At 56.7% G+C, this 13,920-nt stretch carries 10 protein-coding genes and 1 CRISPR repeat array; of the genes, 2 read left to right on the top strand and 8 right to left on the bottom strand.

All coding sequences use genetic code 11. The features are described from left to right. The first annotated feature begins 72 nt into the window (after positions 1-72). Entirely contained in the window at positions 73-390 is a 318-nt protein-coding gene (locus tag IE091_RS05330) for a hypothetical protein (RefSeq protein ID WP_039183279.1), read from the top strand. A gap of 374 nt (positions 391-764) precedes the next feature. Beyond that, positions 765-4,273: direct repeats of the CRISPR family, unit length 29 nt; unit sequence CGGTTCATCCCCGCTCGTGCGGGGATCGG. 110 nt (positions 4,274-4,383) lie between these two features. Here the strand turns inward: IE091_RS05330 and cas2e are convergent. The 7 genes from cas2e to casA are packed head-to-tail and all read right to left on the bottom strand — an operon-like array spanning position 4,384 to position 10,572. Continuing rightward, positions 4,384-4,677 (bottom strand): type I-E CRISPR-associated endoribonuclease Cas2e, encoded by a 294-nt coding sequence (gene cas2e, locus IE091_RS05325; protein WP_016915820.1) that lies wholly within the window; start codon positions 4,675-4,677, stop codon positions 4,384-4,386. Beyond that, the gene (gene cas1e / locus IE091_RS05320) at positions 4,678-5,598 is read right to left on the bottom strand and encodes a type I-E CRISPR-associated endonuclease Cas1e (protein WP_016915819.1); all 921 of its coding nucleotides are present in this window, start codon (positions 5,596-5,598) and stop codon (positions 4,678-4,680) included. An 8-nt stretch (positions 5,599-5,606) separates the two neighbouring features. Then, on the bottom strand, positions 5,607-6,296 hold the full coding sequence (gene cas6e / locus IE091_RS05315) for a type I-E CRISPR-associated protein Cas6/Cse3/CasE (RefSeq protein ID WP_189462981.1): 690 nt from the start codon (positions 6,294-6,296) through the stop codon (positions 5,607-5,609). Beyond that, the gene (gene cas5e / locus IE091_RS05310; RefSeq protein WP_189462980.1) at positions 6,296-7,045 is read right to left on the bottom strand and encodes a type I-E CRISPR-associated protein Cas5/CasD; all 750 of its coding nucleotides are present in this window, start codon (positions 7,043-7,045) and stop codon (positions 6,296-6,298) included. The genes cas6e and cas5e overlap by 1 nt, the downstream gene beginning before the upstream one ends. A 9-nt stretch (positions 7,046-7,054) precedes the next feature. Beyond that, positions 7,055-8,146: a type I-E CRISPR-associated protein Cas7/Cse4/CasC gene (cas7e, locus tag IE091_RS05305; protein ID WP_189462979.1), complete on the bottom strand. Its 1,092-nt coding sequence runs from the start codon at positions 8,144-8,146 to the stop codon at positions 7,055-7,057. Positions 8,147-8,206: 60 nt separating this feature from the next. Beyond that, complete coding sequence (gene casB / locus IE091_RS05300) at positions 8,207-8,872, bottom strand: type I-E CRISPR-associated protein Cse2/CasB (protein ID WP_016915815.1); 666 nt, start codon at positions 8,870-8,872, stop codon at positions 8,207-8,209. Beyond that, positions 8,872-10,572 (bottom strand): type I-E CRISPR-associated protein Cse1/CasA, encoded by a 1,701-nt coding sequence (gene casA / locus IE091_RS05295; RefSeq protein ID WP_189462978.1) that lies wholly within the window; start codon positions 10,570-10,572, stop codon positions 8,872-8,874. The genes casB and casA overlap by 1 nt, the downstream gene beginning before the upstream one ends. On the opposite strand from casA, the gene IE091_RS05290 reads away from it, so the two are divergent. Continuing rightward, positions 10,571-11,092 carry a DUF29 domain-containing protein gene (locus IE091_RS05290; RefSeq protein WP_229800760.1) on the top strand — a complete coding sequence of 174 codons (522 nt, stop codon included), beginning with the start codon at positions 10,571-10,573 and terminating at the stop codon, positions 11,090-11,092. The genes casA and IE091_RS05290 overlap by 2 nt on opposite strands. A gap of 5 nt (positions 11,093-11,097) precedes the next feature. Here IE091_RS05290 and cas3 read toward each other — a convergent pair whose 3' ends face one another. Next, positions 11,098-13,773 (bottom strand): CRISPR-associated helicase Cas3', encoded by a 2,676-nt coding sequence (cas3, locus tag IE091_RS05285; protein ID WP_189462977.1) that lies wholly within the window; start codon positions 13,771-13,773, stop codon positions 11,098-11,100. Between the last annotated feature and the right edge of the window lie 147 nt (positions 13,774-13,920).

Below are 13,920 nucleotides of genomic sequence, written 5' to 3'. Positions count from 1 at the left end.
GGTTGACTTCTACCAACGCAAACTACACTGAAAAGGAACCCTTTTTCTGGACACACGAAAGGAAGCCTTCCTATGCATAAACATATTGAATGGGACGACCCCGGCAGCGCGAGCGTGGTGGAGTACTTCAAGAACGACCCTGACCACACCTCCCCCTACCCCGGCGCTATCCTTTCCGCCCGCTACCAGGGCCGCATCGTACGCGTCAAAGTAGAAGCCTACCGCGACGACGACGCCGTCAGCATCGGCAGCGTCGCCGCCATCCTCGACGAACACGGCCACCGCTTCAAATCACACCAGAAAATCGTCATCGGCGACATCGTGCGCCTACCCGACGACAAACGCGCCATGGAACACTGGGAAGAGGAAGAAGAGGACGAAAAAGAGTAACCACGGCCCCCGCTCGGGCGACCTGTTGGGGCGGGGGGTTAAGCACACTAGGCTAGTGCATTAGATCTTTAGAAAAGGTGTCAGCTTACATCGGTCAGCCAGCCATGCACTTCGATGGAAAGCTGCACCTTCCCAAGAAGGAGGCGTAATGCGAGGTTGGCTCGCCATCCCCAAATGCCTCATCTGTTTTCACAGGACACACCAGGCGAATATTGGTCTCTCGCATTACCTGAAGAAGTGTAAGCAAAATATCGGCTAGGCTCCATGTAATAACGACAGGTAGAAAAGCTGATTCTCACTGCAAAACCTCGCACACATGAACTATATCCTAAGCGGAGATCGGTCATAGATGCCCACGCCCTCCATGCTGGTGCCCGGTTTTCCCCGCTCGTGCGGGGATCGGCGTGGGCAATAGGCCGGGACTGGTGTAGTAGGCGGTTCATCCCCGCTCGTGCGGGGATCGGAACGTCGAACGCCGCGCCCTGCTCTCCGCCATCGGTTCATCCCCGCTCGTGCGGGGATCGGATTGTTCTCCTCGATCAGTCCGTATTTTTCGGCGGTTCATCCCCGCTCGTGCGGGGATCGGGAGCGCCCACCGTTGGCATCGTTGGCGGCCCGCGGTTCATCCCCGCTCGTGCGGGGATCGGATCAAGACTAGCTTCCGGCTGGCATTGCCCACCGGTTCATCCCCGCTCGTGCGGGGATCGGTTTTGCTGCAAACGTGAGTTTCATGACTGCCTCGGTTCATCCCCGCTCGTGCGGGGATCGGATTTATTAAAGAAAAGATAGTAAAAAGAAGGACGGTTCATCCCCGCTCGTGCGGGGATCGGGTCGCTGGTGTCCCTATTATAACGTTCCCCTACGGTTCATCCCCGCTCGTGCGGGGATCGGCTGCTGATTCTGAGGTGGGTGCTGGTAACCGCCGGTTCATCCCCGCTCGTGCGGGGATCGGCGGTCAGCCAGGCGCTGGTCAATGTCTCGACGCGGTTCATCCCCGCTCGTGCGGGGATCGGACATGCTGATCGGAGACATCTACGCCAAGCGCCGGTTCATCCCCGCTCGTGCGGGGATCGGGTTCGGCGATGGTGCCGAGGCGGGCGCTTAGGCGGTTCATCCCCGCTCGTGCGGGGATCGGCAGTGCCTACCCACTCGCCGGTAGCGATCATGCGGTTCATCCCCGCTCGTGCGGGGATCGGCGGGTGGAGCTACCCAAAGGGCGAACTATTCACGGTTCATCCCCGCTCGTGCGGGGATCGGCACCATTACCAAAGTGGTCGGCAGCCTCATCGCGGTTCATCCCCGCTCGTGCGGGGATCGGTTTGGCCTGCGCTGGTCACAGGTCAATTTGGCCGGTTCATCCCCGCTCGTGCGGGGATCGGCGGGCCATGGCGCCATCGGCTTCCATGTCGACCGGTTCATCCCCGCTCGTGCGGGGATCGGTACATCATCGATCACGGTCACGATGGCCGACGCGGTTCATCCCCGCTCGTGCGGGGATCGGTGAATGCCTCCCGGATGAGCTTCAGATGATCGCGGTTCATCCCCGCTCGTGCGGGGATCGGTCCCAGCGCAGTATCGGCACGGCGAAGTGCAGCGGTTCATCCCCGCTCGTGCGGGGATCGGAGCTCGTTCACGAAATCCAGGGCCACCGCCTGCGGTTCATCCCCGCTCGTGCGGGGATCGGCCTCCTATACGTTTCATGCCCGCCTTGGCGCGCGGTTCATCCCCGCTCGTGCGGGGATCGGAGGCAGCCACACAGGATGGCCTCCAGCCAGCTCGGTTCATCCCCGCTCGTGCGGGGATCGGCTGCTTTTCGCAAGCTGGGAGTTGAATGCACCCGGTTCATCCCCGCTCGTGCGGGGATCGGCTCTGCCCAAGTCTCGCCATCTCGTCTTGTGACGGTTCATCCCCGCTCGTGCGGGGATCGGCCAGTTGTTGCCATCGCCGAACAGGTTGAAGTCGGTTCATCCCCGCTCGTGCGGGGATCGGCACATCGATCAAACCGACGAATCAGACCTACACGGTTCATCCCCGCTCGTGCGGGGATCGGGTGAGGCACAAACGTTTTAAGCAGAATATTTCGCGGTTCATCCCCGCTCGTGCGGGGATCGGGTCCTGAGTGAACTGGTTGAACGCCAGCATTCCGGTTCATCCCCGCTCGTGCGGGGATCGGAACGTTTAAGCTCGTTTAATCTGCTTGCTACGCGGTTCATCCCCGCTCGTGCGGGGATCGGTTCAGGCGCTTCCGGTCTTCCGGCGTCATCGCCGGTTCATCCCCGCTCGTGCGGGGATCGGGGCATCAGCAAAAAACGCTGGAACGAAGCTGGCGGTTCATCCCCGCTCGTGCGGGGATCGGACCTCCTTCAGCTACTGGCCGATTATGAATCGCGGTTCATCCCCGCTCGTGCGGGGATCGGTCAACCTCCTCGGGCTACCGCGCCCAGCCAACCGGTTCATCCCCGCTCGTGCGGGGATCGGGCAGGCGCGCATAATGTTGAGCGCGAACGCCGTCGGTTCATCCCCGCTCGTGCGGGGATCGGGGATGCTGCTTCCTACGGGCATCGCCATGGCGCGGTTCATCCCCGCTCGTGCGGGGATCGGGGTGCGCTGCATGTCTATCAGGATGGTATCGCCCGGTTCATCCCCGCTCGTGCGGGGATCGGGTGCTGGCAAAGGCCCCCGGCGAGGCTGAACGCGGTTCATCCCCGCTCGTGCGGGGATCGGTCCGGCAGCACGAGATCGACGGCGCTCGTATCCGGTTCATCCCCGCTCGTGCGGGGATCGGTTTCTGTTCCCTGCCTAGGCTATTTCGACGGTCGGTTCATCCCCGCTCGTGCGGGGATCGGCATCGACCGTTGCGTTTGTGATCGCTGTCGCCCGGTTCATCCCCGCTCGTGCGGGGATCGGGAGAAGGCCGAAGCCGAAGCTCGCCAAATCGACGGTTCATCCCCGCTCGTGCGGGGATCGGTTCAAACTCCGTGCAGCGAACGATGACGCGGCCGGTTCATCCCCGCTCGTGCGGGGATCGGAGGCCTCCGATTCGTTTCATGCCAGCGCGTGGCGGTTCATCCCCGCTCGTGCGGGGATCGGGATGATTGCGCCCTGGGAAGCGGTGTTGAAAACGGTTCATCCCCGCTCGTGCGGGGATCGGCAGCGGCGCTATAACCGCGATGCAAACGCGTACGGTTCATCCCCGCTCGTGCGGGGATCGGGTTTTGAAACCACATGGCGGCTTTCCTGTGTGTGGTTCATCCCCGCTCGTGCGGGGATCGGTCCATCAATCGAATACCTCCCACCAGAACACCCGGTTCATCCCCGCTCGTGCGGGGATCGGACGATCCTGCTGACTCATATTTGGCTCCTGTGCGGTTCATCCCCGCTCGTGCGGGGATCGGCAGATCAAGGAGCGCCTTGAGTATCAACCATCCGGTTCATCCCCGCTCGTGCGGGGATCGGTTAACGCCCACCGAGTGCGAGCGTTTACAGGGCGGTTCATCCCCGCTCGTGCGGGGATCGGGCATGGCCTGGATTGGCTCTCGGCTAACTGCACGGTTCATCCCCGCTCGTGCGGGGATCGGTCTAGAGCGCCATTGACGATTGGAAAGAAGGCCGGTTCATCCCCGCTCGTGCGGGGATCGGCGGCTCAGCGTATCGAACCTCAGTGACCCCCGCGGTTCATCCCCGCTCGTGCGGGGATCGGGTCAATCAGGTCGTCAATCCGCACATCGCTGGCGGTTCATCCCCGCTCGTGCGGGGATCGGATTCATCACGCCGCCCTCATGCTAGCCAACTGCGGTTCATCCCCGCTCGTGCGGGGATCGGGCCAGCGCCAGCTCCAGCAGCACGCCAGAATCCGGTTCATCCCCGCTCGTGCGGGGATCGGACTTGTTGTAGATACTTGATCTACATGAAGAAAATAGCAGATAAAAATTCCACCAGCTATTTTGCTTACTTTTTAACCACTTCAAATTGTTAAAGAGCAAATAAAATCAGTTAGTTAACTTGGGGCGGTAAAAAACGCACCAAACGCAATCCGTCATGATCAATCGGCTCTCGGCGGTTTTCACCGTAGGTTTGGAATTCAAACCCCGATTCATGGTTGCTTGCCCAGGCCATGGCGACGTTGCCATCTTCAGCTAGCGCTTCGACCTGCTCCCAGATCATTTCGCGAATGCGCCTGCTTACATCACCCACATAAACACCGGCTCTAATCTCTAAAAGCCACACTGCTAACCTGCCACGTAGGCGTGGCGGCACGGCTTCTGTAACCACTACGAGCATCGCCATTTATCCGCTCCTGTGCCCGGCATCACCGACCGACGGTGGTTCTGGAATTGCAGGTGGCACAGCATCAGGTGCTGGCGGTGGGGGCTGAATCTCGCCTGCGGCCAGCACATCTTCGATCATGGGAATCAAGCGCTGGAGAATGCGAGACTGCTTGAATGCATCGCGGCAAGCGATACGAACTTCTCTTTCCGGCAGAGGCGGATTACGCGCAGCGACTCTAAAAGCTGCGGGCACTACCGTTTCGAACTTCACGATGTCGGCAATATCGTACACAAAGCTCAGCGGCTTACCGGTGTGCAGATACCCAATCGCTGGGGCATAGCCTGCGGCCAAAATAGCGGCTTCGGTAATCCCATATAAACAGGCCGTTGCTGCGGATAGGCATTGGTTAGCGACATCCGATGCATCCCACTGTTTTGGATCGTAACGGCGTCCGTTCCATTTAACGCCGTACTGTTTGGCTAATAGTTGGTAGGTTTTGCGCACCCTTGCGCCTTCCATACCACGCAGTTGCTCGATGCTGCGACGAGAAGGTGGCTCTTCACCAAAACGCAGCTCAAACATTTTGCGTACCACTTTAAGACGCAGCTTTTCATCCAACGCCAGCTGCGCTTGGTAAAGCAATTTGTCTGACCGTGCGCCGCCGGGTTGCCCAGCACTATAGAGGCGTACGCCAGCATCGCCTACCCAAATCAGTAGCGTACCTACCGTAGCCGCAAGCTTAATGGCGGCATGCGAAACCCGGGTGCCCGGCTCCAGCAACAGACAAGCCACTGAGCCAACCGGGATATGCATTCGCTCGCCGTTCACCTCGTCAATGACGACGAAAGCACCGTCACGCACGTCTATCTGTCCCATCCCGATAAAGATCATCGACATACGGTCTTTTTCGGGAATGGGCTTTAGTGGAATAAAGCCCATGTTGCCTCCTAAGGTCGGCGCAGTAGTAGCAAACCTCCACCGAATGCCTTGGCCCGACCAATGCCGTGAGCCATGGTTTCGATCAGCTTTCCTGGATGGGTCACTTCCAGCAGACCTTCGTAATCCACCGTGGAGAATTGAACTGGCTTGCCGCTGCCTTTGTTCAATACATGTTGACGGTAGGCACCTAACTCTGGCGTCACCGGTAGGCGAAAGCCCCACGTTTCAGCACGGCTTTCGAGCCACTCACGGGCCTTACTATTCATCGCCTCAACGCAAGCTTGGCTAGTACGCTGCCCCGGCGCGAATGGCTTTTTGGCGACCATTAACACATCGGCACGTTGGCCACGTTGCCCCGGCACATGCACTGCCATCGTGGGGTTAGCACGCAGGCGGAATGCCAACATATCTCCCGCTTTTAGCTCAGGTGCATAAGATTTACTCTCTGCAGTAAGCAAGCCTGCCACTGATACAGGTTCACGGTCTGAAAGAACATAAAAGAGCGGCAACCCTTTTATGGTTTTACCCTCTTCGGCTTCTTCTATTTCCTGCCTGAAAAGAAACGGGCGGGGGCCTTCATGCTCGGGAAATAGCTGCCACAAAAGCTGATGCGCGGTGTAGGCTTCTGCATTCATCACATCAAATAGCTTGTCACGAGACAGCCCGTTCAGGTCGACACGTACGCGTGAGAGATACATTAGCGTGCCTCCTCGGCTGCCACTGAACGGCGAAACTCTAACCGAGGGCCAAACTGCCAACGACGGCGATTTAGCGGCAAATCCCATACATCGTTGTACTCTGCCACTTGGCTACCATCTAAACCGCTCGCCTCGCCCTCCCATGCGTATAACGCTTCATCAGGAAATCGCAGTGCCTTCCTGTCTTCTTGACAGTTAACCGCCAGTTTAGGAAACGCCACATCCAGGGCTTCCTTAAGCGTGGAACACTGCCGCAATTGAGGTGCAAGTGGCGCAGAGGGCGGGCAGGATTTGCGCCCTAAATAAAGCGGGTAACGGGGAATTTTTAGCGCTTGCTCCAGTTCAGAAAGTGTCAACGTTGCTTCTGGCGTTAGCCAGACGGCTACTGTCCATAGACCGTCGCAGCGATAATCCCGGCTAGAGAGAATTGTTTTCAACACATCGCGCGGCCCGCTTAGTTCTTCTTTGCGGGTTTGGTAGCTCACTTTTGACTGTGCGGCAGGCATCTGAACCGTGTGGTAGTCGCGCATTAACATACCGGAGGTGTACTGTTTTACGCCCATGGCAATGCTGTCACGCAGCTCCATTTGGCCTGCATCGTCATCACGACGAATACCTAGAGCGGCCCCCAGCAGTCCCAAAATAGCCCCTTTGCCCGGATAAGTCGCCGTAGGGCGCGTTTCACCAACGGCGGCCTCGCCCCAACTGGCAAGCGGCGCATAGAGCCGAAAAATAAGATAGTCGGTCATGCCGCCTCCTTACTGGTCGGCTTTTAAGAAAGCGATCAGCTCTGTAAGGCTGCCTTTTTGAACATTGCCTTTTAGCTGCGGCTCTTCATAGCCGGTCTCGGCGCTGGTGACAAAGCGACTGTCAGCACCTGCGTCATAAGCGCTATCAAACGCGTTAGCCTGCTCTTCAATACGCTTAATAGCATCGAGTGCTTGATCTTGCCCCGCGACCGGACGCAGATAAGCAGTGGAGAGTGAACGCGGCTGCTGGTTGCCTTTTTCAGCCAACACGTAGCTCGCATGGGCGCGGGAACCAAAGCTGTTTTGCTTGCCTTTGGGTGACGTTTTAGCCGCAGCTTCCACCAATGCAGCAATCGCCTGATCGGCTAGCTCACTGTTGCCCTGCAAGTTCTCAACCAACTGCTGCCGGTCAATGCAGATATAGAGATAGAACAGCCCGGCACCAAAACCTGATTCGCCAATATGCGCCGCACCCCGGTCTTGATCGCCGGTGTTTAAGTCATCAACAGCGGTAAAGTAATCATCTTCCACTTCGGCAGCATGCACAGTGATCGCATGGGCCACTTGGCAGGCGGCATCGACGTTATATTCAGGTACCGCTGCTAACATACGGCCAAACAACGCCACATCGGCGGCGGCGGGCTTATGGCGTAAGAGCTTCAATTCATCATCGTTTGGCTCGCGCTTCTCTGCCGCCAGCGTTTCAACCAATGCACTGATCGCTTGGCGCTCCTCCAAGCCAACGTGCACTAGCTGCTCAATCTCAAACTCTTTAGCTTCGCCTTTTTCTACTTTACGCAGCTTTCCAAACACACCGGCTATTTTTTCTGCGCTCGCTGCTGCAGTTTTTTCATCCAGCCCTTTTTCTTTCAGTTCTTTATAGGCTTCAGAGCCTAGACGCTTGGTGCGTGTACCCACATGCCCCGCCAGTGCTTCTTCAAAGAGAGCAGAGGTACGCCAGGTACGCTTGAGGCTTTGCGACGAAACACGTAGGCGCTTGGCACCACCCATCAAGGCAGTTTTGGGACGGCCTAAATCATCGCGGTTGAGGTTGGCGGGCGGATAAGAAGTCAGCAGGTGCAGTTGAATAAAGTGGCTCATGAATAACTCCATTCGTGATGTCTATGTGAAGCCAGGAGGGTTGATCGTCAGTCGTAAAAATCAGTCGCTGCCATGGCTATAGCGAGATGTTGCAGCGAAATAGTCATTTGCCAGTACAAATCCAAGACGGTGAGTGGGCTTGGCAGATAAGCGCCCACGATGCTCACGCCACCAGAGCGCGATAACACTCGCCAGCAGCACGACACTGATATCTTTCTTGTCTGCAAGCGCCAGCGCCCGGCGTAAGCGCTGAATGAACTCTTCCGGCGTACGGCAGGAAAGAAGTTGCTGAAAACGCAGCTCACTCATCAGCGGTTTTTTGGTTTGCTCTTTTTGCTGGCCAAGGCGCAAGGCTAACGATGCGCCCTTCTTTTCTTCGCGCAACTCCGCAGCTATTAACGCAATGCATGCCCACACTTGTAGCTTTTCATCGCGATAATCCGTTTGTTTCGTCGCTTCTGGCAGCATCGCCCATAGCTCACGAAAACCTTGGGTTAACATGGCGGCCTCGGCAGTATCACAACGTCGCAGTACTGCTCTCACACCACGGGGCAGTGGTGGCTGAGGGGTAAATGCTTTCAAGGCCTGTGGGGTTAACGTCAACCGCTGCCACCAGCGGCGCAGGGCGACAGCTTCATCCAACTTCAAAGCGACGAGCGCTTTTTTCTCCGCCTCGGATAAAATATCTTCTTTCTCGACTGCTTCTGGCGTCTCCACATCATTCATCAGGCGTCTCCTGTCGTTGTTGCAGCAGAGGCCGCATTACGCTTGGCCTTCGCGGAGGGGTCAAAATCACCCTGTTGGATAAAGTCACTCACCACTTTGCTACCTTTGCTCTTGCCACCAAGAAAGCTTTGCAACTGCCTATGAGCAGCAGTGGCACGTTCAAGATCCATGCTTTCCTGAGCACCGCTGAGTGCCAAGTCTTCGAATACACGCATGCCTTCGCGCTTAAGAGTGAAGTACCAGCGCTCAGCGATGTCAGGAGGGATATGCGGTGGCGGCGCGTCTTGTTGCAGCACCTGCTGCAGGGCTAGCAACGCTTTAAAAAATTCAGGCTCAGTGGCATCGTAAAACTGGTTATCAATGGCGCTTATATCGCCCTTGGCATCCGATGGCCGTGAGAACCAGGCGTTTTTAACCTGGGTACGTACCATCCAGGCGATATTGCGCGACAGCTCGGTCAGTTGGTGAACCCAAGCACGCAGCATTTCCTGCTGGCCTTGTGGTATTTCCACCAGAGGCATTTCGACGCTATACCAGCCGCGCGGCTTCATGTTGTCCATGTCGTAGCCGAACACCCATAAACGTGCCTCTCTCAGCAGCACCTGAATGTCTTCTCCACGACTTCGCTCTTGTGTCACTAGCTTTTGTTTGTTGAGGTAACTTTTCAGCACCGCAGCCGCGATTGCGCCGCTGCTTTCTTCATCGTTAAGCACAAAGCCTGACCAGTGCCGATAGCCAAGCCCACCCGGCTGGCCTTTGCTGGAAAGCGGCAGTTCATTGGGCTTTTTTGGATCACGTCGGTAGGGGGTTAGCGGGTGTAACCAAGGGCCGTCGTAGTTAGCCCCCTGTTTCTTGGCGCGTAATTCGCGCACCACACGATTGGTTCTTCGTCCGCAAATATCACACGGGCATTCATATGCTTCTTCAAATAGCAGCCGAAAGCGACGCGGCATTGACCAGTAAGCGTGCAGGGGGTGGGTATCTTCAGGCAGCACCTCGGTGCCTTTTTTATCGCTCACCCGCGTATTGGTCATCCAGAAAAATAGCGAAGGTTCTTTTGGATGCGGCGCAGTCCACTGCTGGCCTTTTTGGGTGGCTTCTTTCTGTGTAATGACGTTTAGCCACAGACGCTCCCACAGGCTGGCATCTGATGACTCAGGCATCACTAACGTTGTCAGTGGGCCACCACCACGCAAGCCCACACGGATACCAGCACCGCCCGCAGGGGCGTTAATCTGCATGGTGTACAGTGCTATGGCCGCGCAGGCGTCACACATCACCTCAACACGGCCGCGCTTGACGAAAAAGTCGGTATTATTTTTGATACCGTTGGCGCCAGGAGCATCGATCAATGAACCACTGACGGTCGCGTTTTTAACATCGTCCAGCGGGTCAAGGTCCTGCATAAAGCGGGGGCCATCGCCGTCCAGCTCAAAAGCGCTACTGAAAGGCGCGAATGCTTTATCCAACGCTGCAACACTGGGTGGCTCCATTAACACATCAAGCCAGTCATCATGGGTTTTCGGCGGCAGCGCCGTTTGTAGCAGGCCGATCAGAAATTGGTAGGCCGCTCCCTGAAAGTCTGCTCGCGGCAGGGCGAGGTTGATTACATCAGGATCAGCTAGCGCAGAAGGGGGGAGATACTCTACCTCCCCATTTCTCAATAGAAAGGGTAGCCAGGAGTCTTCAAGTAAATTCATGTACACCTCGATAGTGTCGTCTGGTGTCGGCGCTTCGTTTACACTGAAAAATATTAGGATTATTCATAAGGCGGAGAGGGGCAGGACAATGGCGATTCATTACGAGCAGGATGCCTATGCCTGGGCGCTTGAACAGGCCGGGCTCCTTCGCGCTGGAAAAGTGGACAAGCTGGATCTTGAGCATCTTGCCGAGGAGATTGAGAGCATGGGGAAAAGCGAGCGACGCGCCTTGATTAGCCAACTGGCCCGCTTGCTGATGCACCTGCTGAAATGGGATCACCAACCCGAGCGGCGTTCGCGTAGCTGGCGGTTGACGATTCAGGATGCTCAAACCAAGGTGAATCGCCTGCTGAAAGATAACCCTAGCCTCAAGGCATCGCTGCCTGAACTGATGAGCGAGGCTTATGACGATGCTCGCCGTGCCGCTGCGATTGAAACTGACCGAGAGCCGCAGGAATTCCCGGAGCAGTGTTTGTACAGCTTCGAAGAAGCCATGAGTTTTCAACCTAGCGAACATTGATTGCCTCATGGCGCTGGCTCCTTACTGCCTAGCCTAACTCCCCACTGGGTGTCGTAGTCACAATTAGGATCATCGCTAGGCAGCCAGGGCTGGACATACTTCAGCGCTTTATGGCGCTCTTGCAGGGTAAGCCATTGGCTTTCGTAGCGACACGGTAGGGATGCGAGCTTTGACGCCTGGCTTTGGCGTAACTTTACCTGGCTGAGCATATCGGCATGGCGGCGCTCTCCCGCCCACAGCGCCAGCTCGTTATCGTCGGTGAGTAACAGCAACAAAACATTGATCGTAGGCTCATCCATCAGCCTTGTGCCTATCTCTTGCTCTTCCTGCCACTGATCGCTTTTTACGTAGCCTTCATCAAGATTAAGTGCGTTGAAGTTCGCCATCGAGCCAGCTGTTCTCTGCATCCCCTTTTGTTCGTAGCGCGCTGCTTGCAGGGCATCAGGAATATCGTCAGATACAGCGCCATAAACACTTTCAATGAGATCTCTCGCCTCTTCGGGCATACGGATTGCTTCTAAACGACGCAATACTCGCTGGGTTAACCAACACAACGACGTATCGCGGTAAACCGCCTGGGTACCTGGCAGCGTGCGCTTGAGCCAATGCTCATCGGGATCATCCGCCCAAGGAGGTGCTAGCACCAGCAGGCGCGGCTGGCAGCGCTCACCACGCTGGTGGCGTTGTAACCGCCCTGCCCGCTGGATCAATAGATCGATGGGGGCAATGTCGCTGATCATCACATCCACATCGCAGTCGAGAGACTCCTGAAATACCTGGGTACTGATCAACACTTGACCCTGACGTATTTCAGGCGTTGAGTCTTTGCCTAAGCGCTCGATGACCTGGGACTCAATGCGCTGCCTATCCACCATGGCAAAGCGGCTGTGGAACAGCAGGCAGCGTTCAGGATCAGGGTGCAGGGCAGCGATGGCTTCGAATGCACGAATAGCGTCATCTACCGTATTGCGCACCCAAGCGATGCACTCACCGGCCTCTACTGCTGCCAGCACCGCCTCTATCGCCTGTTCTTCTTCGGTTAGCCAAGCGACTTCAACACTCCTGGACACCTCTTTGCGCGAGCCAAGCGGCAGCTCCAACGGTTGCCCTTCGCTCACATGGGTCAGTAACGGAAAGTCCTCTTTTTGTGGTTTCGTTGGTAACAGCCCAAGCCCTGTTTGCCAAGCAGCCATCAAGGTACTGCGCATGGCACGCGGAAGCGTGGCGGTCAGCAGAATCGCGCTACCGCCCTGTCGAGCGTGATAGCTCAGCAGTTGGCTCAGCAGGGTCTGCATGTAATTGTCGTAGGCGTGAACCTCATCAATGACGAGCACCTTTCGCGCCAGCCCGTATAAACGCAGCGATTGGTGGCGAAACGGCAAAATGGCCATCAATGCTTGGTCGATGGTGCCGACACCGACCTCTGCAAGTAGCGCCTTTTTACGCGAATCCGCTAGCCATTGATTGCAGCGACTAGTGGCCGACAGCTCGCTAGCGGTGTAATCCAAATCAGTAGGCTGAGGTGCGGAAACGGCGGCGATAAAATCGTCGTTTAACTCTCGCGCGCCGTGAGCAAGAACAAAAGAGGGGGTAGATTCAGCGGTGTAAAAGCGGCGGTGCAAATTGCCCAGCCGCGAATACATGGCGTTCGAGGTGGCCATGGTGGGCAGTGCAAAATAGAGCCCATCGCCGTGGCCTGCCGCCAATAGACGTTGCGTCAGAATACAGGCGGCCTCGGTTTTGCCTGACCCGGTGACATCTTCCAGGATAAACAACTGCGGCACATCCGTTAGTGCCACTGTCTCGGCGGCATGCTGCAAAGGCGTTGGCGTGAAGGATTGTTTGCCAAACCAGTCGGTCATGCTCGCGTAAGGCAATGGTTCGGAAACCTTGTTAAACCCTGTTTCTTCCAATGCTTTCTCAGCATTGTGTAACGCAATTTGCCAATAATCGGCGAGAGGTAGCTGCTCTTGAAGGTAGGGGAAGTGATCCTGGTTCGAACCCAACCAGTCGCTTAAGGTTGCCCAGCCTGCGATTGACCAGCTTAGCGTCTGCAGGGCATAAACCCACTCTTCTGAAAACAGCTGCTCGATTGGCCACTCTGGCGGAACGACGTTGGCCCAATCGGCAATAAACTGCCGCGTTGCCTCTACATCATCAGCGTGTTCATCACGACAAAAAAACCTTTCTATGCCGATATTGCCTGCGCTTACTGGCTGGCCGTGATGGCCAAAAAAGGGGGGTGAGAGAACAGAAAAAGCTGCGCGAAGCGCTTTGCGCTCAGCGCGCGTCAAGCTTGTTGTCCACTTCAACGTGCCATCTTCCAACCAGTCCAGATATTTTGTCTCCCAAATCACGTCGCCTAACCGGTCATGGCGCTCGGTATAAACGTATTGCGCAACACGAGGGACTAGTTTCACGTTCGAGGTCGGTTGGAAAAGTCCTTGAAAAGCGCGTGAGAACTTACCGATATCGTGCAAACCTAACCAAAAAACCAATAGGTTGCGCAGAGACTCAGGTTCCAGGCTTAGCTGTGATGCCAAGCGCCGTGTTAGCGGCCTATCCGGCGAAAGCAATAGCCAACCCACCGCAGCCACATCCAGGCTGTGATACGGCAATAAATGGCACTCGACACTTTTCCCCTTGGCGTGTGCCTTTCCCCAGTAGTGGTAGTAAGTCACTGCTGCCTCCTTGCCTGATTAGACACACCCCATCTAAGCACTCTTCGCCCTGAAACACCATTGATCCTCATCACGCTTTGCCTACCCACTTTCCACGCTCATGGCACCTTTCCGCCGTGCTACGCTTAGCACTATCGTTTCGGTGAC

It is taken from the genome of Vreelandella hamiltonii (assembly GCF_014651775.1).
Classification (GTDB): domain Bacteria; phylum Pseudomonadota; class Gammaproteobacteria; order Pseudomonadales; family Halomonadaceae; genus Vreelandella; species Vreelandella hamiltonii.
This window is presented reverse-complemented; position numbering and strand designations above follow the sequence as displayed.

Bases quoted from the DNA above. Each gene is read 5' to 3' on its own strand.
- cas5e (WP_189462980.1), bottom strand. From the start codon at position 7,045: ATGACCGACTATCTTATTTTTCGGCTCTATGCGCCGCTTGCCAGTTGG.
- cas6e (WP_189462981.1), bottom strand. From the start codon at position 6,296: ATGTATCTCTCACGCGTACGTGTCGACCTGAACGGGCTGTCTCGTGAC.
- casB (WP_016915815.1), bottom strand. From the start codon at position 8,872: ATGAATGATGTGGAGACGCCAGAAGCAGTCGAGAAAGAAGATATTTTA.
- cas2e (WP_016915820.1), bottom strand. From the start codon at position 4,677: ATGGCGATGCTCGTAGTGGTTACAGAAGCCGTGCCGCCACGCCTACGT.
- cas1e (WP_016915819.1), bottom strand. From the start codon at position 5,598: ATGGGCTTTATTCCACTAAAGCCCATTCCCGAAAAAGACCGTATGTCG.
- IE091_RS05290 (WP_229800760.1), top strand. From the start codon at position 10,571: ATGTACACCTCGATAGTGTCGTCTGGTGTCGGCGCTTCGTTTACACTG.
- IE091_RS05330 (WP_039183279.1), top strand. From the start codon at position 73: ATGCATAAACATATTGAATGGGACGACCCCGGCAGCGCGAGCGTGGTG.
- cas7e (WP_189462979.1), bottom strand. From the start codon at position 8,146: ATGAGCCACTTTATTCAACTGCACCTGCTGACTTCTTATCCGCCCGCC.
- casA (WP_189462978.1), bottom strand. From the start codon at position 10,572: ATGAATTTACTTGAAGACTCCTGGCTACCCTTTCTATTGAGAAATGGG.